This window comes from Paenibacillus sp. FSL E2-8871 (assembly GCF_038000345.1).
GTDB lineage: Bacteria > Bacillota > Bacilli > Paenibacillales > Paenibacillaceae > Paenibacillus_AQ.
Window position 1 is genome coordinate 2438893 of sequence record NZ_JBBOBV010000001.1, and the last position, 19829, is coordinate 2458721.

Genomic DNA, 19829 nt, shown 5'->3' on the forward strand with positions numbered 1-19829 from the left:
AGACTATCGTTTAAGCAGTCCATCAAATGATTCTTGCGCCTTACGACGGATTGCTTCCTCATCTAGCGTTACACATTCTCCATGTTTTACAACCTGTTTACCATTCACCCATACATGCTCAACGTCCTTGGCGCTGGCAGAGTATACAGCATGAGACAACAGATCTGTGTGTGGTAGCATATGCGGCTGGTCTATATCAATCGCGATAAAGTCCGCTTTCTTGCCAACAGCGAGTCTACCCACATCATTTAAAAAGATAGACTTTGCGCCATACTCTGTAGCTATACGCAGCGCTTCCGGAGCTGGAACAGCCGTCGGATCACCACTTACACCTTTATGGATGAGGGCTGCAAGACGCATCTCTTCAAACATATCCAGGTTATTATTGCTTGCCGCACCATCTGTACCCAGTGACACCTTCACACCAGCCTTTAGAAGATCCGTAACCCGAGCCACTCCACTAGCCAGTTTCAGATTACTTCCTGGGTTATGAGACACGCCTACATCATGACGAGCCAGTATCTCGATCTCTTCATCATTCAAATGAACGCCATGAGCAACAATAGACGGACGAGTGAACATTCCAAGCTTCTCTAAATGCGCTACAGGCCGAAGTCCGTAATCCACCACATTCTGCTCCACTTCGCGTTTGGTCTCGGACATATGGGTATGCATCGGTAAATCCAAATCATGTGCCGCTTGTACAAACTTAACAAAGAAGTCCGGTGGGCAAGTATATGGGGCGTGTGGCGAGATCATCGTCGTAATTCTGCCGCCAGCCTTACCATGCCAATTTCGTGCAAAAGAAATCGCTTCCGCAAGCTTGTGATTTTGTACTTCCTCTGGGCATAATCCGATTACGCCTCTCATCAGTACGGAACGGATGCCTGATAATTCGACCACCTCTGCTACTCGGTCCATATGATCATACATATCCAAGAAGGTTGTAGTACCACCTTTTAGCATTTCCAGTACCGACAAGGAGGTTCCCCAGTATACATCTTCTCCAGTGAATTTCGCTTCCATTGGCCACATCTTCTCTTGAAGCCACACCTGAAGTGCTAAATCATCTCCATAACCACGAAGCAATGACATTGCGGCATGGCCATGTGTGTTTACCAGACCTGGCATAAACAGCAGACGACTGCCATCAACAACTTGCACATCATCTTCCATTAAAGGCTCTTCTTTTCCTATGTAAGTGATCAAATCATCTTCAATAGTCATGTATCCGCTCAGAACCGGCTCATCCGTTCCCGGAATAAGAAAACGCCCGCCCTTAATAATCGTTTTACTGCTCTTCATTTCCGCTTTCTTCCTTTCCGTCTTTCAAATAATAAGCAAGGCTTTGCAAATCCGTTGTAAAATCGGCAGCATGAACACGGATATTCGATGGTGTTTTTAGAATCACTGGTGCAAAATTCAAAATCGCCTCAATGCCAGACTCAATGAGAATATCTGCTACATTCTGCGCTTCTGAATCAGGCACAGTAATTATCCCAATTCGAATACCTTGCTCACGAACCGTCTGACCAAGCTCCTCCATCGGTTGAACGGTAAGAGAGTTGATTTTCCGCCCTACCTTAGGTGCATAGGAGTCAAATATAGCGGTAATCTTCATAGTATCTTTCAGATAAGCATTGTAATTAGATAATGCATGTCCAAGGTTACCAGCACCTACTAAAGCCACATTCAATTGTTGATCCAGCTTCAGAATATGACGGATTTTTTCAATAAGATAAGTTACGTCATACCCGATACCTTTTCTACCAAAGTCTCCAAAATAAGCTAAATCTTTACGAATTTGAGCAGGATTTAAATCAAGTTTTTGTCCTAGTTCTTGTGAGGAAACGGTTAATATTTCACGTTTCTGGAGATCATTCAAGAAACGCAAGTACACAGGAAGTCTGCGAACAACGGCTTCTGATATTTTATCCGATTTCATAATTTACCTCCTAATTTAAGTGATATTCTGTTCAAATCCTATCGAAATATCTGCACCTCGTCTCAAGGAAGAGCGGTATTCTTATACCGCCCTTCCTTGTAGAGTGATTAATAAGATCGATGACGTTCTTTTCAAGAAACGCCTCCGTCTTCCAACCACTCCGCTATACGAGGAACCATTTGATCCGTAAGCATATGCTCCATTTTCGGGCCAGGCAACGAATAGAGGAAATACTTCCCATAGTGAGATTCTATCACCCTTGTGTCATACACAATAACAATACCCCGATCTTGCGCTGTCCGTACCAGCCTCCCAAATCCTTGCTTGAAGCGAATAACCGCCTGAGGAACAGACAACTTCATGAACGGATTCTTTTTCTGGGCTTGTAATAACTCAGACTTCGCTTCCGCTAGAGGGTGGTTTGGCGGTTGAAATGGGAGCCTCACGATGGCCAAGCATGTTAATGCTTCACCTGGAATATCTACACCCTCCCAAAAGCTGCTTGTTCCTAATAGTACAGAAGCTGCACTGTCCTGAAAACGGCGGATCAGCTTGCTACGGCTGCCCCCCTCCACGCCTTGACCTAGCACCGTGATCTCTTGTGAGGCTAGAGCCTCTTTCAGAGGATCGTAAACCTGGCGTAGCATCTTGTAAGAAGTAAACAGGACAAGCATCCGCCCACGTGTTGTAATAGCTGCTTCTGCTAGTGACTGTACGAGTGTATCGACAAATCGGGCATCGCCTACACTCCCCTTCACACTAGGGAAATCCCGCGGAATAACTAACAGCGCCTGCTCCCGATACTTAAAGGGAGAAGGCAGGAGTGATGTCATCAGACGCCCCTCTTCCGCAGCTTCATTAAGTCCGAGATTATCAATCATAAACTGGAAAGATTTATCGACAGAGAGTGTCGCCGAAGTTAGCACGATACTTTTCTTCTTGTCGAAAAACAGCTCCTTAAGCTGAGTACTAACATCAACAGGAACGGCATACAGCTGTAGCGATTTACTGCGATAATTTCCATTCGCCTCCAGCCAATATACTACATTCTCATCATTTAATCCCATAAAAAACCGTACTTGCTCACGTATAGAAGCTAAATCCTTAAATAAGCCGCTAATATCGGTAACTAGACTATCTGAGGAAGATTGACCTTCTTGATCTCGCATCTCATTAAGCATTTTATCACCTTTACGGATAATTTCGCTTAATGTCAGATTCATAGTATTCTCTAAAGCAACCAATTCATCCCAATCTTTCGGTTTACGGGTAGGAAGTAGCCGCATGACTAACTGGCCGGCTTCTCCCGCCGCTGCATCGCTACGTTCCGGCAAGAGGCTGAATAGTTTATCACTAAGCAGATCCCAGGTTTCTTTTACGGTAAGCAGGTCCGGATAGATTCTATCGATCACTCCGCTCCATTCAGAAGCTTCCTCACTGCCTGATGACTGAAGCATTTGGCGAAGTGTAGGAAGTTGGCCATTTCGACTATCCTTATAAAGACGCGATAATGTATGTGCCACCGTGAAATGCTTCATATGCATGCCTAAATGCTTGCCAGCCACGTCCTCCAGATGATGGGCCTCATCTATTACAAGATGTTCATAAGCGGGAAGTAGTTGATGCCCAGCCTTAACATCAGCGAAAAGCTTAGAGTGGTTCGTAATGACCACGTCTGCAATACCAGCTTCATGCTTAGCCCGATGATAATAACACTTACGGAACCAAGGACACGAGCGACCCAGACAAGAATCGGTATCGCTTGCCACCGTCTCCCAAAAATCTCCGCCACGTCCACTTAGATTGAGCTCTTCGTCATCTCCTGATTCACTTTGTGTCAGCCAAACGATCATCTGAGCCGCAGTAAGCGCATCTTCCCTCGGACTTATAAAGTCTTTTTTATTAATTTTATGTTCGAACTTACGAAGACACAAATAATGCCCTCTGCCCTTAAAAATTGCAGCTTTAAATGGAAAAGGAACTACCTGCGTTAACAAAGGAATATCACGCTCACGCAATTGATCCTGCAGATTAATAGTATGAGTGCTGACCATGACTTTTTCATTAGTGCGTACGCTTTGGTATATGGCAGGCAATAAATAACCAAGGGATTTACCGGTTCCTGTCCCTGCTTCGATCAATAGATGCTTGTCTTCGGCAAGTGCCGTCATCACCTCATTGATCATAATATCCTGAGCTTCTCGGCTTTCATACTGTGGCAAAGTTTCTTTAAGTCGTTTCGTTACTTCATCCATATAATCTGTAAAAGATAAATTGTGTAGTGGATTCTCAGCATGCTCGTCTCGAGGTGGAGCTAATTCATTCCAGTCTCCTACAGCAAGCGCTAATTGACGATAGAAAGTCAGATCACCTTCGGGCTGAAGCGTCTCCGCTTCCCGTTCACGCAGCAGACCATCAAAATACCAACCCAGATCACTATCCTCTTCCGTAAACAGCTCACAGAGTCTCTGAATCGTCAGCAGAGGCAAATCGTAGAGCTCCTCCAGACATTTCAGCAATACAAGAGCAGTTGCGAGTGCATCACTGTCTGCCTGATGCGGACGATCATGCGTCACTCCAAAATGTGCACTAACTGATCCTAGTTGATAGGATGTGAGGGAAGGAAAGCAGATTTTCAGAAAATCAATCGTATCTAAAATCCGCCCTTGAAATGGTAAATACCCACATCGGTCTAAAGCATTTTGCAAAAAATGGAAGTCGAATGCGACATTATGCCCTACAAGCACAACATCATCCAAGAGTGGGACAAGCTCCATCATCATCTCATCCAGCTCAGGTGCATCCTTTACATCATCGTCGGTAATCCCCGTTAGACCAGTTATAAAAGGAGGTATCGGCGTTCCGGGCTTGACGTAGGAACCATATACCCGGGAGATGGACCGGTCTTCTTCTATAATTGCAAGGCCAACCTGGATAATTTCACCCACGGATTGGGTTCCCGTTGTTTCGAAATCAAGCACGGCAAATTTCATTATAATTCTATTCCCTTTCAATTGAGACTCTTAATCAGCATAACAGAAGTTGCGAAAAAAGGCGATGCACACCACTGGTTCAGGGGATGCATCGCTTGAATGAAAATGCGGAATAATAAACCGTAAACGTAATAATTTACAATAATGAAACAAGCTGATTTCCGAAATGAAGCTTACCTCCTCGGCGGCGGCAAACCTCCAAATTAACGGTTGGTTCAGGAAGTGCCGGGTCAAGTTGCAAAGAAAGGCCAAACAGCTCCTGCGCTTCATTGAAACGTTCTTGAGAGGCCCTGATGCAACCTAAAGCGTTATAAACCATTGCCTTCAGCTTGGTTTCCCGTATCAAACCGAGCATATGGTTCAGATGGCTCCAAGCAGCTTCCCCCTCCCCTTCCTGCAGGTAAGAGATGGCTAAATATAATCGAGCAGCCAAGCTATCCGGATATTGCACAATAACTTCCTTAAACTGTTCAATACATTTCCCATACATCAGCAGCTTATAATACCCCTGACCTCTAACAAAAGTATCCATGCACAGCTCGGGTGCTTCCTGCTCTGGCACTTCCTCTTCAACCACAGTCGTAAAATCTACACTTTCACGAAAGTGACTTAGCTTCTCTGCAAAGGCCAGCCATTCATCCATCACTTTATCACTAAGTCGATGCAGCATATTATAATTGCATAAAAGCTCATTCCGGCGGGCACCCTCCGCTGTAGGGTAATCTGTAACGATCTCCTGAAGCACCTTGTTCATTTCAGCAAACAAATGTTGAAACATGGGCTATCCCCCCTTACTGAAGATGAAATCAGTTCAGCTTGCCTGACTTCATTTTCTGCGAGAACGGGGTCTTTCATCCCTGCCATTCATTACATGGCGTAAGTCCATAATTTAAGCGATTGTAGCATGCAATTCATGATCAGCCAGCTTCACGGGTCTGTTGTTCTCATCCACGAATACCACCGTTGGCTTATGCGACTCCAGTTCTTCCGAAGACAACATCGCATACGAAATAATAATTACTGTATCTCCCGGTTGAACAAGACGTGCAGCTGCACCATTTAGGCAGATCACACCACTGCCGCGAGGCCCTGGAATAACATAGGTTTCTAACCGTGAACCATTATTGTTGTCCACGATCTGCACTTTTTCATTCTCAAGAATATCTGCCGCTTCCATTAAGTTCTCATCAATGGTAATACTTCCCACATAATTCAAATTCGCTTCTGTCACCGTCGCGCGGTGAATTTTGGATTTCATCATATGTCTAAACAAGAGCGGCAACCTCCTTTGGAATAAATACATTATTGTCAATTAATCGCGTTCTGCCAAACTTCACGGCAAGCGCTATAATAATTTCCCCATTTACATCCGTTAATAAAACTTCGTTCTCTAAGCCTTCCAGATTAGGGAAAGTCAGTATTTCCGCATAATCAATGACCGCCAAAGGAGAACTGGAAATAACCGAGGTCAACAATTCCCGCACTTCAGCAACGGTTGTTACTTTTCCTTCTTCAATGGACTGACGCGCTTCACGCAAGGAACGAGATAACACCAGTGCTTGAGAACGTTCCTCTGGAGATAAGAATACGTTACGCGAGCTAAGTGCAAGTCCATCTCCTTCACGAACGATAGGGCAAGGTACAATTTCAACATTCATATTCAAATCAGATACCATTCTGCGGAGCACAGCTACTTGCTGAGCATCCTTTAGCCCGAAGAAAGCATAATCTGGCTGCACGATATTGAATAGCTTATTAACAACTGTTGTTACGCCATTAAAATGTCCTGGACGCGAAGCCCCACAAAGTCGAGTGGTGAGCTCTGATACCGAGACAGTAGTCCGGGTAGGCTGCGGATACATTTCTTCCACACTGGGGATAAATACAATATCGACACCTTCGCGTTCCGCAAGCTCCAAATCACGCTCTTCATCGCGCGGATAGGAATCATAATCCTCATTCGGTCCGAACTGCAGCGGGTTCACAAATATGCTCATAACGACCGTGTTGCTCATTTCTCCTGCCCGCCGAAGCAGACTGGCATGTCCTTCATGCAGGTATCCCATGGTTGGAACAAACCCAATCGGGGTATGCCCACCTTGTCTCATATATTCCAAAGCTTCGCGCAGTTGCTTAATGCTTCTGACGACTCTCATCTTATTCCCCATCCTTTCCGGCACCGCCGTATAAAGATTCCAGAACGGTTTCATCTGCTTTAAAAACATGACCTTCATCTGGGTACGAGCGATCCTTCACTTCTTGCACATATTGGCTGATACCCTCACGAATCAGGCTACCCACATCCGCGTAGGTTTTGACAAAACGTTTCTCACGGTAGGGTGAGGCATAACGCAACAAATCATGGAAAACCAATACCTGTCCATCACAATAACGACCTGCACCAATCCCAATGGTCGGAATGCTCAGTGCCTCAGAAATTGCTTGTGCTACTTCTTCTGTCACCAGCTCCAGTACCACTGCAAAAGCACCTGCTGCTTCAAGGGCCTTAGCTTCATCCATCAGACGTTTTGCATCTTTGGCGTCCTTACCTTGAATGCGGTAGCCGCCAATCATATTTACCGATTGTGGTGTAAGTCCAATATGCCCCAGCACAGGAACTCCCGCAGCTACAACCGCAGTAACTGTCTCACAAATTTCGAGACCGCCTTCCATTTTGACGGCATGAGCCCGCCCTTCCTGCATCAGTCTGCGCACACCCCGCAAGGTTTCATCTATACTTCCGTGGTAGGTCATAAATGGCATATCTGCCACAATGAATGTTTTTTGTGCGCCCCGAGTTACCGAACGAGTGTGGTAGACCATATCGTCAATCGTAACAGGTAAAGTTGTATCATATCCAAGTACCACATTTCCCAGGGAGTCACCCACCAGAATAAGATCGATACCGGCTTCTTCAGCAAGTAGAGCCGATGGGTAATCATAAGCAGTCAGCATGCTTAACCGCTCACCATCTGCTTTCATTTTTTTCATTTTTACAATATTAAGTGCTTGTTTGTTTGCCATTTCTCTCTTCGTCCTCCTTTTTGAAATTACATCCCCGTAAAAATCGCAACAAAAAAACCTTTTAGCAACGATTTGCTAAAAAGGTCCGAAGGGCAAAAAAGAGTCACTCGCGATCGTCCCTTCTGTCTCGGTCCTTACGGCTCAGAGCAGAATCCAACGTAACCGTCTAACGCAGTTATGAAGGTGATTCCAATAATAAAACCATTATAAGTACATCAGATCAAGAGTACAGTTCGCAAAACGATACCGCCTCTGCCCCATAGTATAACAAAAAGGACTCGGAAATACACGAAAAAAATATGACAGGGGATGACACCCTGTCATATAAAAAAGATTTATAAAAGCTCGATTTCACCTGAGCATACGCTAGAAATCTCTCCTGCGCTGTTTTTAAGGATTAGTCCACCTAACTCATCCAAGCCTACCACAACGCTTTCAGAGCGTCCCTGAGGGCTATTCAGAGCGATTTGGCGACCCAAAGTAACTGACATCGACTCCCACAGCTCTTTGATAGGTTTAAAACCTTGTTCCATGTAAAGATTGAAATGCAGCTCTAACTCATTCAATACAGCTCTTACCAGCTCCGAACGGTCAATAGGGACACCGCCCCGCTGAATCCGAAGAGAAGTCGCTACTTTCTTCAGATGATCAGGATAATCGTCTTCAGTCAAGTTCGCAGAAATTCCAATCCCGGCGATGCAATAATGAAGCTCTCCTTCTCTTAGCGAAGACTCGAGCAAAATTCCACATATCTTTCGACCGCCCGCAAGCAAATCATTTGGCCATTTAATCCCGGCGTCTACTCCGGTTACACGGCGAATTGCCTTACAGACTGCAACCCCAGCAAGCAGTGTTAACTGAGGAGTCTGTAACAAAGGTAAATTCGGACGCAATACAATACTCATCCAAATGCCTTTGCCACGAGGAGAAAACCATTTTCTACCCATTCGTCCTCTAGCACCGGTCTGTTCTTCAGCGATTACGGTTGTTCCTTCTGGTGCACCGTTTTCCGCCATTCGTTTGGCTTCCTCCTGAGTAGATACGACAGACTCCAGGAGCTGAACTCTGTCTAGCCAATTCGAATCAGAAGCTTCCTGCTTCAACCCGGTTAGCGACAGCGCTTTTTCATAGCTCATGTCCATCCATCCTTTTTGCTTCAAGCAGCAATTCTTGTTTATTGTTAAGAAGATCTCCCGAAGCAGTCGCCTGCAGAAGTGCACTCAGCATATTGCCAAGCCAAGGTCCTGGACGTTTCTCAAGCACTTCCGCCAACTCATTGCCCGTAACAGCAAGCTCCGAGAGACTCTTCAATGGCATTTGTGCGATCCACTCTTTTGCAGGCACCGCTGGGGTGGTGATAGCGGGCGAGTCTTTTGAGACCGCTTGGGTGTTGACAGCGGGTGAGACTTCCGAGTCCGCTGGCGAGTTCGCAGCGGGAAGGGCAGCTGCTGGCAGGATCGCCAGCAGCGAGAGCCACCCTTCGGCGGCTTCCACGCCGAAGGTCAGCACGGCGGCGATCCAGCGCCGCCGCAGTAGATCCATGCCGCCCGGTTCCCCCGGCGGCATAGCCTCCAGGGCAGCGGTCCAAGCTTCGCGGACCCGCAGCACCTGGACGACGCTGGTACGCGTCGTCCCAGAGAACGTCCATGCCCGCAGCAGCTCATCGGCCTCCTGGGCCGACTGCTTCAGGGCATGGAGGAGAAGCGCCCACCGCAGGTGGGCGCTCTCCAGTTCCCCTATCCCGGCCGTTAAGGCGGCAGCCGCCGCCAGATCGGTTCCGTTCCAGGGGAACGGGGCTTTCCCACGCGCGAGCAGCTCACAGCGCACTAGCATAGCAAGGCCGCGCCGAGGATGCGGCCCCTCTACGATGCGGTCCAGCTCCGCGCGGACACGCTCCACAGCAATATGCGCCAGCTTATCTCGCTGACGCAGGAGCCCTCTCCACGTATTCTTAGCGATGGAGAAATCTAACACCGATGCGAAACGAACGCAGCGAAGCATGCGAAGCGCATCCTCATCGAACCGTTCCTCTGCATCACCCACACAGCGGATCACACGGAGAGCTAGATCCTTCTCGCCTCCGAAGGGATCAATCAAATCTCCACCCAGCCCGCAGCATATAGCGTTAATCGTAAAATCACGACGACGAAGATCTTCCTTCACATCACTAACAAATTCAACATGGTCCGGACGACGATGATCGACATATCCGCTTTCAGTTCGGTATGTCGTCACCTCAAATCCATGCCCATCCTGAAGCACGGTGACCGTCCCATGTGCTAGTCCTGTCGGAATACTGCGTGCGAAGATGGCTATCACTTCCTCCGGCACTGCTGAAGTTGTAATATCCATATCATGCACTGGCCTACCCAATAGCTCATCGCGAATGCAGCCTCCAACCCAAAAAGCCTCATGGCCGTTTTGCGTTAGCTCAGAAATTACATTTTCCGCCGCAAGAGCCATAGCAGATGGCGCCATTTTCCATTTCATTACGAACTCCTTACCCCCTGACTGTATCCAGTCTAGGTACCTTGCGCCCGAGCACACGGTAATATATATCCTCATACTGACTTGTAATCGAATCCTTACAGAAATCTTTGCAGGCCGTTTCCAGACAAGCTTGTCTGAACCGCTCCACCATGCGATCATCCGATAGGAGTTTGATTGCATATTTCGCCATAGTTTCTGTATCACCAATTGGAGCAATGAATCCTGTCTTGCCATGTTCTATGAGCTCCGGAATGCCTCCGGTTTGAGAACCTATAGTCGGAACACCACAGGCCATCGCTTCCAGGGCGACCAGACCAAAGCTTTCCTTCTCAGAAGGTAACAGAAGAAGATCAGCCAACGAAATAACTTGAGCAATCTCATCCTGTCTTCCTAAGAAGCGGACTTTATCATCCAGACCCATTTCACTGATCTTAGCTTGAATCTTAGGAAGATCTGGCCCTTCGCCAACAAGCAGCAGACGTGAAGGGATTTCACGATTCACTTTAGCAAAGATATCGACAACATCGCTTACCCTTTTAACTGGGCGGAAGTTACTGATGTGCATCAAGATCTTCTCCTCAGGAGAAGCAAAATCTTCTCGCAGATTCGATACATCCCGTGGATAATAGACACGATGATCAACGAAGTTATAAGTGAGGTCGATCTCGCGCGTAATATCCAGCACTTCTCGTGTTTCTCTAATGAGATCCTTCGATACGGCTGTTACGGCATCACTTTCATTTATTCCAAGACGGATTAGATCTTTTAGCGATTCATCCTGTCCAAGTACCGTAATATCAGTGCCATGCAAAGTCGTTACAACTTTTATATCATTACCAAGCATCTGCTTAGCAAGGAAAGCACAAACAGCATGCGGAACGGCGTAATGAACATGCAACAGATCTAAATTCTGCATTTTGGCAACCTGAGCCATCTTCGTAGCAAGTGCTAAATCATAAGGAGGATATTTGAATACATAATAATCATTAACCTCTACCTCATGGTAAAATATATTTTTCTGGAATTTCCCTAGCCGAAACGGAATGCTGTGTGTAATAAAATGAACTTCATGTCCCTTCTCGGCCAAAAGTTTTCCTAATTCAGTCGCTACTACGCCTGAGCCGCCAAGAGACGGATAACAAGTGATGCCTATTTTCAAACGATCCATATTCCGTCCCCTTCTATACCTTATATAGTTTGATCCCCTGCATTAAACAGATCTACTGCATAGGGAACTTTTGTTGCAAACCCTTCCGCATAGGGAATAAGTCTCCGCTGTCCAAGCAACATGTCTCTGGAACGAACACGTTCAATATAACCTTCCGTTAGCGGTGTGGATACAGCATCGGCACCGAGCGGCTTGGTGAACTGGGAGCGATAGCAGGACAACGCCTGCTCCTTCAGCCCATATTGTTTAGTAACATCTACAATAAGATCCGTACGTCCTAGATCATTTATAAAATAAAAAAACAGCTGTGGAGCCGGAACTGCCGGCTTGTCCGGCATATATTTACGTAGTTTAGCATTAAAAACAGCCTCTTCTACTAACTTACTGCACGCAATATGATCCGGATGACGATCTTCCCAATAAGGAGCAAAAACAATCGCAGGAGCAAACCGGCGAATTTCTGCTGTCACAGCGGCCACATGCTCTTCTGTTATAAACAGCCCTCTGTCAGATAAACCCAAATTCGTCCGCACAGACACGCCAAGCAGATCAGCAGCTTGCTGTGCCTCTTCCATGCGTAGCTCTACAGTACCGTTCGAGGACATTTCCGCAGCTGTTAAATCGCACAGACCTACTTTTAGTCCTGCAGCGGTATGCTTCGCAATCGTACCTGCCATTCCGATCTCCGCATCATCCGCATGAGCCCCAAATACAAGAATGTCCAGCTTCATTCATCAACACCTGGTTTGTATTTATGGACGAGTTCACGCCAAGCAAAGTCACCACGATCAATCGCCTTCACAAGCACCTCAGCTGTTGCGATATTCGTTGCTACAGGGATACCATATACGTCACATAGACGAAGTAAAGCTGTAATATCTGGTTCATGTGGCTGTGCCATTAATGGGTCGCGCAAGAAAATAATAAGATCCAATTCATCTTGGGCTACCATTGCCCCAATTTGCTGATCTCCACCCAATGGTCCTGACATATAGCGATGAATCTTCAAGCTAGTCACATCCATGATCCGTTGGCCAGTAGTCCCCGTAGAAAATAGTTCATGACCTACAAATACATGCTCATAGGCTAATACAAAATTTACGATTTCATCTTTTTTACGATCATGTGCAATAAATGCGATCTTTAACATGGTGTTCTCCCCTGTCTATTCTATAAAGTGCTCAAATCCATAGATCAAGCCAGTGTATCCCATTACCTTTTGAATACCCATCTTAACGCCTGGCATATAGCCTGCTCGCTCATAAGAATCATGCCGAATTTTTAAGGATTGTCCGAACCCACCAAAAATCACTTCTTCTTGGGCAAACACACCAGGAAGACGGACACTATGTATCCGGAATCCATTATAGTAACCCCCACGCGCACCCTCAATCGTTTCTTCTTCTTTAGGGTTTCCTTGACGAAGCTCTTCCCGTACTTCTGAAATCATCTCTGCTGTTTTGACTGCAGTTCCGGATGGAGCATCCAGTTTTTGGTCACCATGATACTCGATAATCTCCAGATGTGGAAAGTATTTTGAAGCTTGAGCCGCAAATCTCATCAACAGAATAGCCCCTATGGAGAAGTTCGGAGCAATAAGTCCACCTATCCCCTGGTCTTGACACTGCTTGTCCAGTTCCACAATTTGCTCCGGTGTGAATCCGGTTGTACCGATAACCGGACGCACTCCATATTTAATGGCTAGCACTGTATTCATATACGCTGATTGTGGTGTAGTGAAATCGACCACAACATCTCCGTTGCTTCCCGCGAGGGCAGCCTCAAGATCTGAAGTTACAATAACTCCTGAGTCTTCGAGACCTACTAGACGGCCTGCATCTATATCCATTGTTGAACGATCTACCGCAGCCGCTAGTTCCAACTCTTCGTCCTGCAGCACAAGTTTAACAACCTCTTTACCCATTCTCCCGCCTGCACCGGATACGATAACTCTGATCTTGTTGCTCATATCTTTTCATCCTCGCTTTCACTAGTTATATAGTTACTGCATATACGATTGTATGGATTTCTGAAGGTCTACCATCAATTCTCGCAAGCCAGAATCATCCGGATGTAAAGAAATCACTTCTTTCAAGGCGGCCATAGCCTGCATATGTTCATTCACCCGACTATGTGCGATGGCAAGCCATACATAAGCATCCCCATATAATGGATCAAGGGTGATGGCCTCTTTAAGTAGCGTAATCGGATGATACGGGTTACGAGTTCTGTTATCTTCATCTTCTATCAACCGCTTAGCTTCCTGTACATGCATCATAGCTTGAAGATGCTGTAGATGTAGACTATACTCAGGTTTGCTGCCATCTAACTTCATAGCCACCTGAGCATGAACTAAAGCTTTATCTAGCATACCACTGCGGGCATACGTTATGGAACAACGATATCTGACTTCAGCATCAGCCGGACTTGCTGCAATCGCGGCTTCAAAGCAAACAATAGCTTCTGCAAAGTCACTACGCAATATAGAGCGATAGGCTTCTCTTACATAATCCCTTTGATCCATATCCTCACCATCCTCACGGCTAAATCCCGTTCGTTTGGTACAGCATATGTTATAGAGGCCTAATCGGTGTCTTTTGGTGTCCAACGACCAGCGTCTCGGGTATTAAACTTATGCATGACCTTATTATGTGCTTCAGTCAGATCAATCCCAAGAGAATTTGCAAAACAAACAGTAATAAACAAAATATCTCCCAATTCAAGCTCTATAGAATTCTCTGCTTCATCAGATTTCTTCGGCTTCTCACCGAATTCATGATTGACTTCCCGCGCCAACTCTCCGACTTCCTCGGACATGCGGGCTAACATAGACAGCGGACTGAAGTATCCTTCTTTAAATTGCGATATATAAGCGTCTACTTCACGCTGAATGTCACCAAGACTTTTGTCCATAAAATGTATCTTTGCCCCCTCTGTATATCTTGCCTTCTGTTTGCCCCTATGTTATCGTAAAGACGTTTTGAAGACAAATCTTTTTTGAATATTTTAACACCCGCAAGAAAAGGTATACTTACTATAGGAAAAGAAAAACTGCCTAAACAAGGCCTAACGAGGGATTCCATGAATTCAAACAAGGTAATTTCAATCAGCAAAACAGTTGCCCCTATCATGCTCGGAACCGCAGTATATGCATTCGGACTACTGTATTTCATCATTCCCAGTCAACTAATGGAAGGCGGCGTAACGGGAATCACACTGCTGCTTAATTATGCCTTTGACATTCCAATCTTTTTAACAACACTCCTTATCAATCTCCCATTGTTTCTGCTCGGTTGGAAAGTTCTAGGCGGCCGCCAAATTGTATACACAGGGGTAGGAATCGGATCTTTGTCCCTTTTCTTGTGGATCTTCGAAAGATTGATCTCTGCTGGATGGATTGTTCCTTTCAGTACCGAACATGACTTTATTCTTGCTGCACTATACGCAGGGGTAACACTTGGAACCGGGCTTGGGATTGTGTTTCGTTTTGGTGGCACTACAGGTGGCGTAGACATTGTGGCAAGAATTCTGGGACGGAATTTCGGCTGGAGTATGGGGCAGATTATTCTGGCCATCGACATTTTCATTATCGGCTCTTCCATCTTCTATATTCCCAAAGAAAAAATTCTATACACACTCGTTGCAGTGTTCATCGCATCGCGTGTCATCGATTTTATCCAGGAAGGCGCTTATGCCGCCAAAGCATTTACAATCATTAGTGATGAGGCACCCCAAATTGCTGATCTAATAACTGCTGAACTAGAACGAGGTGTAACACTCATCCCTGCAATCGGTGCGTATTCTAAGCAAGCCAAACATATGGTGTACTGTGTAGTTTCAAGGCAGGAAATTCGCCGTCTTAGTTTACTGGTCAAATCGATTGATCCGCACGCGTTCGTAATTATTAGCGATGTGCACGACGTACAAGGCGAGGGATTCAGAGAAACATAAAATATCCCCACAAAGTGGGGCCTTACTTCGATACGTACTCAGGTACTTTGCGGGGGCCCCAAATATATAAGTTTTGATTCGTTAAAAAAGGAGCGGGGGATTCTTCCCCGCTCCTTTTACTTATTTATATAACCATTCCACTAAATTGGTTTGAAGTTCTGATTCTCTCCACGGTACTTACGATAACCCGCATAAGCTAATACAGCGATAATAAACCCTGCGGCTAGTCCTCCCCAAATCCCAAATTCTTGTGAGGCCAGGGGTACTGACAAAGCCGGCTCATCCTTCTCTTTTCCGAACATTACCCGCACAGTATCCTGACCATAAGACACGATTTCAAGCAACCGGGCCCGTTCGATTTTTTGTGAGGAAGAAGGAATGCCTGCGGCATAAGAGAGCCAAGAATCAAAAGCATTTACAACTTCAGGTTTCCGAGAGACGATCACCGCTGGCCGGATATTTTCATACCTGCCCTGTAGCCTCTCTACAGCCGTTTTCCATCCCGCCAGATCATTTGTAGCACCACTTTGCTCCATCGCATTTAAATCCTCGCGAATTAGCTTATAATACTGAAGCCAAATGGGTTGTCCGGGTTGATTCAGACTGTTGGCAGCTAATCGTAACCTGGTAGCTGTAGCCTCCAATTGCTGCTGAGATACTTTTGCACTTGCCACAGCAGCCTTCAGGTCCATAATGACCCCTGACAACGCATTAATGCCCTCTACAGAGGTCATTCCTTCAAAAGAAGAGGACACTATGATCCTAGAGATCTCTTCGGTCTCTTGTCGGACCTTCATCACATCCCCTTCCAAGACATACCCATACAATGCCTCAGCGGCTTGTTCTAGCTGCTGTGCTCCAGTCTTTCCGCTCATCACTGTCAAACCGTTGCCCGAACTAACGTCGGCGCTTTGCTTCGAAACCTTGCCAGAACCTTCACCAGCATTCCCTTGCGCTGCTGAGGCTTTTTCAACATTCATGCTGGTCAGTAACCAGCAAAACACTAGAATAACCAACACATAATATCTCCCTCGGAGCATGAGACATCCCCCTCCTACCTAAGAAGAAACGACGTTGTCGTCTTTATTAGACGATATTCGTTTCTCGAAAAATTATAAGGATAAAGTATAGTATAAAACTTATACTTCTTATAATTCTAAATGTATGGCAGGCGGACAAGGGTTAGAACTGCTTACTAGAACCTGTTCTTAAACTGATAGATAGAGTCTACTGGTCTTTGTCTACTACTAAACAACCAAGCAACAATTACACTAAACACCGTAAGCGCCATCGTGAAATATTGCACCTGTGTGACATCATCATTCAGTACAGAAGGTAACCATGGGTATATTCCATAGGAATAGTCCAGCATATCGTTAGCAAGGGTCCAGAACAGCGCTAGCGGAATCATTTTGCGGAAAGAAAAGAATCGTGCATAGATCAAAGCTTCTACCGCCATCCCCAAATGAGAGATCACCAGCATCCAGTCTTTCCAAACCAGAATATCTCCTTGATAACCTCCAGCAAAAATCATACTTACTGCCCAAATCCCATACTTCACAGACGTCACAACCGCTAACGCCTCAATAAGCTCCCTTACATTGTTTCCCGTATAGCTTTTTGGAGGAAAGAGCATTAGCAACAGCGCCAAGGTAAAGAACAAGCTCGCGGTTGGACTATCTGGAACAAACGGGAGCAACCAAAGCGGAAAGTTAGCCGCCGTGAACTCCAATTGATTGCCATACCATATGTAGCCATAAATGGTACCGAGAAGATTCACAATAAATAACAACCAAATGATTCCTCGGTGCTTAAACAGTTTATCAAGAACGGACATACAGATCATTAACCTCCCAAGTAGTGGCAACTTTACATTTAGACATACAAAAACCTGACCGCAGTTTCGATCAGGTTTTGCGTTATTTTTATTTTACTGTTCGCTTTTTTGTTTGGCAAGCCAGTCTGCCAAGGCATCAATGTCTTGATCCGAAAGCCCCGCTCCCAGAGCAATATCATACATCTTCGGCATCTGTCCTTGACCCTCTTTTATAATAGTAAGGATTGCTTCTTTATCATGGGTGTCCCCAACGCCGCGAAGTGAAGGCCCGCCTGCCCCTTTCAAATCCGCCGCATGACAAGAGATGCAAGTAGCTTGCTTAAACAGCCCCATAGCCGGATCATCCTTATCTACAATCGCTACTTCCTTTGCCTTAACTGCACTCGAGGTTGGAAGCCCCTTCGCCCTATTCTCTGCCGCCTTCTCTTCCCGTTGAACATCTTCAGGAATTTGACCAGTTTCAGCCATTTCATGTTTGTATTCCGTCCAAGCGGTATTTGTTAAGTACACAATCGCCGCTAGCGATAAGAACATCAAAGATGAAGCGATCGGTCTACGATAGAAGCGACGTTCTCTGCCCGTGTCAAGAAATGGTGCTAAAAGAAGTGAACCAAAAGCCACACCGGTTACACCTAATGTACCCAGAACGATATAATCACCTGAAGCATAAGGAAGCTTCAAATACTGATAGAGAAACAAGAAATACCAGTCAGGAATTGGGATAACCGTAGCACTCGCATTCGCTGGAAACCCTAGCGGCGCTGGCTCTGAAATAGTAAGCACTAATATTCCTACAAGTACAACGACGCCAACCATCCATTCTTTCAGTAGAAAGTTAGGGATAAAGGCTTCCGATTTACCAGGATAGGCTGAATAGTCTGGAGGTGTGATAAATCCATTGCCTTTACGAACTCTGGTATCACCGACATATACAACCTTTTCCTTAGAATTGTTTCCATGTGCCATCCGTATTCCTCCTCTCTTAGATTAACTTACAACGGTCCAGAAATCCCTTGTCTGCGGATCATAATAAAGTGTCCTACGAGCAGACTAAGAAGCACCGCTGGGAGGAAGAATACATGAAGTGCGAAGAACCGAGTCAACGTTTCTGCACCAACAATCGTACCGCCTTGCATAAGTTCTTTCAATACGGGTCCCATCACTGGAACAGAGTTAGCAATTTCGAGTGTTACTTTAGTCGCGAAGTAAGCTTTATTGTCCCAAGGCAATAAGTAACCCGTTAAACCAAGCCCCAACATTACGAAGAAGATGAGCATTCCAACTACCCAGTTCATCTCACGCGGAGCTTTATAAGAGCCTGTAAAGAAGACGCGCATCGTATGAAGGAACATCATAACAATGACAAGACTGGCACCCCAGTGATGCATTCCGCGAACAATTTGTCCAAAGGCAACACTAGATTGTAAATACTCAACACTTGCATAAGCATTGATAATATCTGGAACATAATACATCGTTAAGAACATACCCGATAAGATCTGAATCACTGTAATAAAAAAGGTCAGTCCGCCAAAACAATACACAAACGCAGAGAAGTGATGGGCCGGGTTAACATGCTCAGGAACCTCGTGGTCGGCCACGTCTCTCCAAATTGGCGTAACATCCAAACGTTCGTCAATCCAGTTATAGACATTTTTAAACATTAGAACCTACGCCTCCTCACTAGCTACTGTATTAGGCACAATATCACCCAAAAGAACCCACCCGTTATCAAATTTCGTTTTATACTGATCAAGCGGTTTTGGAGCTACTTCGAGATTTTTGCCGAGTTTGGTATAACGCGCACCGTGGCAAGGACAGTGATACTCGTCCGGATGTGCCTTATCATTGTTCCATCCAACCGTACATCCTAAATGTTTACAAATGGGTGAAAGCGCATAAATATCACCCTTTGCGTCTTTACGGATCCACGCAGTCAGCGTCGCTGTGCTGTCGTACCATCCGTCTTTCTGTTTCAATTCAAACGTAAACTCTTGGGGCTCTTCGGTGATTTTGCTAATTTCAGCAACCTTTATAAAATCACCTGCGCCCTTCTTATGTAATATTGGGTCCACGACAAAACGGACCATTGGGAGAATTGTACCTGCTCCCATAAAAGCAGTAGCGCCACCTAGCGTGTAGGTCAAAAATTGCCTGCGCGACATCTCTTTACGGCTGGGTGGTTGTTCAGGCCAAATATCCTGTTGATCATTATGGCTGCTCATACTGTTATATAACCCCCTTCTCAAGATATAAGAAAGTATCTAAGGTGTCCGATCAGAGATGCCTTACTATAAATAATCCGTTTTCAAATCTTTTCAATGAAATACATCACATACCATTTCGATTCAACCTAATAATAGCTTAGGCACTAAAACCCGTCAAGAATATTGTCTAATTTGTGACAGGCCAAAAAGTGAT

Annotated in this window: 21 protein-coding genes; 1 reads left to right on the plus strand and 20 read right to left on the minus strand. The window is 45.6% G+C overall.

Annotated elements, in window-relative coordinates; translation table 11 throughout:
• Nucleotides 1-3 precede the first annotated feature (3 nt).
• The 15 genes from NYE25_RS11210 to NYE25_RS11280 form a co-directional block, all read right to left on the minus strand.
• Complete coding sequence (locus tag NYE25_RS11210; protein WP_341145936.1) at nt 4-1305, minus strand: amidohydrolase; 1302 nt, start codon at nt 1303-1305, stop codon at nt 4-6.
• The gene (locus NYE25_RS11215) at nt 1292-1945 is read right to left on the minus strand and encodes a redox-sensing transcriptional repressor Rex (protein ID WP_076284581.1); all 654 of its coding nucleotides are present in this window, start codon (nt 1943-1945) and stop codon (nt 1292-1294) included. Before NYE25_RS11215 ends, NYE25_RS11210 begins: the two co-directional genes overlap by 14 nt.
• A 131-nt stretch (nt 1946-2076) precedes the next feature.
• Nucleotides 2077-4938 carry an ATP-dependent DNA helicase DinG gene (dinG, locus tag NYE25_RS11220; protein WP_042190117.1) on the minus strand — a complete coding sequence of 954 codons (2862 nt, stop codon included), beginning with the start codon at nt 4936-4938 and terminating at the stop codon, nt 2077-2079.
• 136 nt (nt 4939-5074) lie between these two features.
• Nucleotides 5075-5716 carry a tetratricopeptide repeat protein gene (locus NYE25_RS11225; protein WP_042190119.1) on the minus strand — a complete coding sequence of 214 codons (642 nt, stop codon included), beginning with the start codon at nt 5714-5716 and terminating at the stop codon, nt 5075-5077.
• A gap of 111 nt (nt 5717-5827) precedes the next feature.
• Nucleotides 5828-6211, minus strand: a complete 384-nt coding sequence (gene panD, locus NYE25_RS11230; protein ID WP_042129504.1) for an aspartate 1-decarboxylase — start codon at nt 6209-6211, stop codon at nt 5828-5830.
• The gene (gene panC, locus NYE25_RS11235) at nt 6204-7094 is read right to left on the minus strand and encodes a pantoate--beta-alanine ligase (RefSeq protein WP_339242680.1); all 891 of its coding nucleotides are present in this window, start codon (nt 7092-7094) and stop codon (nt 6204-6206) included. Before panC ends, panD begins: the two co-directional genes overlap by 8 nt.
• A gap of 1 nt (nt 7095) precedes the next feature.
• Nucleotides 7096-7962: a 3-methyl-2-oxobutanoate hydroxymethyltransferase gene (panB, locus tag NYE25_RS11240; RefSeq protein WP_042190123.1), complete on the minus strand. Its 867-nt coding sequence runs from the start codon at nt 7960-7962 to the stop codon at nt 7096-7098.
• A gap of 335 nt (nt 7963-8297) precedes the next feature.
• Nucleotides 8298-9098: a biotin--[acetyl-CoA-carboxylase] ligase gene (locus tag NYE25_RS11245; protein ID WP_341145937.1), complete on the minus strand. Its 801-nt coding sequence runs from the start codon at nt 9096-9098 to the stop codon at nt 8298-8300.
• The gene (locus NYE25_RS11250; RefSeq protein WP_341145938.1) at nt 9088-10509 is read right to left on the minus strand and encodes a CCA tRNA nucleotidyltransferase; all 1422 of its coding nucleotides are present in this window, start codon (nt 10507-10509) and stop codon (nt 9088-9090) included. Before NYE25_RS11250 ends, NYE25_RS11245 begins: the two co-directional genes overlap by 11 nt.
• Nucleotides 10463-11620: an N-acetyl-alpha-D-glucosaminyl L-malate synthase BshA gene (gene bshA / locus NYE25_RS11255; protein ID WP_341145939.1), complete on the minus strand. Its 1158-nt coding sequence runs from the start codon at nt 11618-11620 to the stop codon at nt 10463-10465. Before bshA ends, NYE25_RS11250 begins: the two co-directional genes overlap by 47 nt.
• Before the next feature lie 20 nt (nt 11621-11640).
• Complete coding sequence (bshB1, locus tag NYE25_RS11260) at nt 11641-12351, minus strand: bacillithiol biosynthesis deacetylase BshB1 (RefSeq protein WP_341145940.1); 711 nt, start codon at nt 12349-12351, stop codon at nt 11641-11643.
• Nucleotides 12348-12770 carry a methylglyoxal synthase gene (locus NYE25_RS11265; protein ID WP_042129517.1) on the minus strand — a complete coding sequence of 141 codons (423 nt, stop codon included), beginning with the start codon at nt 12768-12770 and terminating at the stop codon, nt 12348-12350. The genes bshB1 and NYE25_RS11265 overlap by 4 nt, the downstream gene beginning before the upstream one ends.
• Nucleotides 12771-12785: 15 nt before the next feature.
• Nucleotides 12786-13589, minus strand: a complete 804-nt coding sequence (gene dapB, locus NYE25_RS11270) for a 4-hydroxy-tetrahydrodipicolinate reductase (protein WP_042190132.1) — start codon at nt 13587-13589, stop codon at nt 12786-12788.
• A gap of 33 nt (nt 13590-13622) precedes the next feature.
• The gene (locus NYE25_RS11275; protein ID WP_076299582.1) at nt 13623-14144 is read right to left on the minus strand and encodes a tetratricopeptide repeat protein; all 522 of its coding nucleotides are present in this window, start codon (nt 14142-14144) and stop codon (nt 13623-13625) included.
• Between the two features lie 59 nt (nt 14145-14203).
• Nucleotides 14204-14533, minus strand: coding sequence for a nucleotide pyrophosphohydrolase (locus tag NYE25_RS11280; protein WP_036676271.1), 330 nt, complete (start codon nt 14531-14533; stop codon nt 14204-14206).
• A gap of 168 nt (nt 14534-14701) precedes the next feature.
• Here NYE25_RS11280 and NYE25_RS11285 point away from each other — a divergent pair, with 168 nt between their 5' ends.
• Nucleotides 14702-15571, plus strand: a complete 870-nt coding sequence (locus NYE25_RS11285) for a YitT family protein (protein WP_042190138.1) — start codon at nt 14702-14704, stop codon at nt 15569-15571.
• Between the two features lie 140 nt (nt 15572-15711).
• Here NYE25_RS11285 and NYE25_RS11290 read toward each other — a convergent pair whose 3' ends face one another.
• From NYE25_RS11290 to NYE25_RS11310, 5 genes are all read right to left on the minus strand, one after another.
• Nucleotides 15712-16611, minus strand: a complete 900-nt coding sequence (locus NYE25_RS11290; RefSeq protein ID WP_341145941.1) for a sporulation protein YpjB — start codon at nt 16609-16611, stop codon at nt 15712-15714.
• Between the two features lie 155 nt (nt 16612-16766).
• The gene (locus tag NYE25_RS11295; protein WP_256716306.1) at nt 16767-17408 is read right to left on the minus strand and encodes a DUF1405 domain-containing protein; all 642 of its coding nucleotides are present in this window, start codon (nt 17406-17408) and stop codon (nt 16767-16769) included.
• A gap of 93 nt (nt 17409-17501) precedes the next feature.
• On the minus strand, nt 17502-18374 hold the full coding sequence (locus NYE25_RS11300) for a menaquinol-cytochrome c reductase cytochrome b/c subunit (RefSeq protein WP_042190142.1): 873 nt from the start codon (nt 18372-18374) through the stop codon (nt 17502-17504).
• Nucleotides 18375-18400: 26 nt separating this feature from the next.
• The gene (gene qcrB, locus NYE25_RS11305; protein ID WP_042129529.1) at nt 18401-19072 is read right to left on the minus strand and encodes a menaquinol-cytochrome c reductase cytochrome b subunit; all 672 of its coding nucleotides are present in this window, start codon (nt 19070-19072) and stop codon (nt 18401-18403) included.
• 6 nt (nt 19073-19078) lie between these two features.
• Nucleotides 19079-19633: a QcrA and Rieske domain-containing protein gene (locus tag NYE25_RS11310; protein ID WP_042190144.1), complete on the minus strand. Its 555-nt coding sequence runs from the start codon at nt 19631-19633 to the stop codon at nt 19079-19081.
• Nucleotides 19634-19829: the final 196 nt, after the last annotated feature.

Coding starts and splice junctions, on each gene's coding strand:
- bshB1 (WP_341145940.1), bottom strand. CDS start 12,351: ATGAAGCTGGACATTCTTGTATTTGGGGCTCATGCGGATGATGCGGAG.
- NYE25_RS11215 (WP_076284581.1), bottom strand. CDS start 1,945: ATGAAATCGGATAAAATATCAGAAGCCGTTGTTCGCAGACTTCCTGTG.
- NYE25_RS11225 (WP_042190119.1), bottom strand. CDS start 5,716: ATGTTTCAACATTTGTTTGCTGAAATGAACAAGGTGCTTCAGGAGATC.
- panC (WP_339242680.1), bottom strand. CDS start 7,094: ATGAGAGTCGTCAGAAGCATTAAGCAACTGCGCGAAGCTTTGGAATAT.
- NYE25_RS11280 (WP_036676271.1), bottom strand. CDS start 14,533: ATGGACAAAAGTCTTGGTGACATTCAGCGTGAAGTAGACGCTTATATA.
- dinG (WP_042190117.1), bottom strand. CDS start 4,938: ATGAAATTTGCCGTGCTTGATTTCGAAACAACGGGAACCCAATCCGTG.
- NYE25_RS11275 (WP_076299582.1), bottom strand. CDS start 14,144: ATGGATCAAAGGGATTATGTAAGAGAAGCCTATCGCTCTATATTGCGT.
- panB (WP_042190123.1), bottom strand. CDS start 7,962: ATGGCAAACAAACAAGCACTTAATATTGTAAAAATGAAAAAAATGAAA.
- dapB (WP_042190132.1), bottom strand. CDS start 13,589: ATGAGCAACAAGATCAGAGTTATCGTATCCGGTGCAGGCGGGAGAATG.
- NYE25_RS11300 (WP_042190142.1), bottom strand. CDS start 18,374: ATGGCACATGGAAACAATTCTAAGGAAAAGGTTGTATATGTCGGTGAT.
- NYE25_RS11290 (WP_341145941.1), bottom strand. CDS start 16,611: ATGCTCCGAGGGAGATATTATGTGTTGGTTATTCTAGTGTTTTGCTGG.
- NYE25_RS11245 (WP_341145937.1), bottom strand. CDS start 9,098: ATGAGCTATGAAAAAGCGCTGTCGCTAACCGGGTTGAAGCAGGAAGCT.
- bshA (WP_341145939.1), bottom strand. CDS start 11,620: ATGGATCGTTTGAAAATAGGCATCACTTGTTATCCGTCTCTTGGCGGC.
- NYE25_RS11285 (WP_042190138.1), top strand. CDS start 14,702: ATGAATTCAAACAAGGTAATTTCAATCAGCAAAACAGTTGCCCCTATC.
- qcrB (WP_042129529.1), bottom strand. CDS start 19,072: ATGTTTAAAAATGTCTATAACTGGATTGACGAACGTTTGGATGTTACG.
- NYE25_RS11295 (WP_256716306.1), bottom strand. CDS start 17,408: ATGTCCGTTCTTGATAAACTGTTTAAGCACCGAGGAATCATTTGGTTG.
- NYE25_RS11310 (WP_042190144.1), bottom strand. CDS start 19,633: ATGAGCAGCCATAATGATCAACAGGATATTTGGCCTGAACAACCACCC.
- NYE25_RS11210 (WP_341145936.1), bottom strand. CDS start 1,305: ATGAAGAGCAGTAAAACGATTATTAAGGGCGGGCGTTTTCTTATTCCG.
- NYE25_RS11265 (WP_042129517.1), bottom strand. CDS start 12,770: ATGTTAAAGATCGCATTTATTGCACATGATCGTAAAAAAGATGAAATC.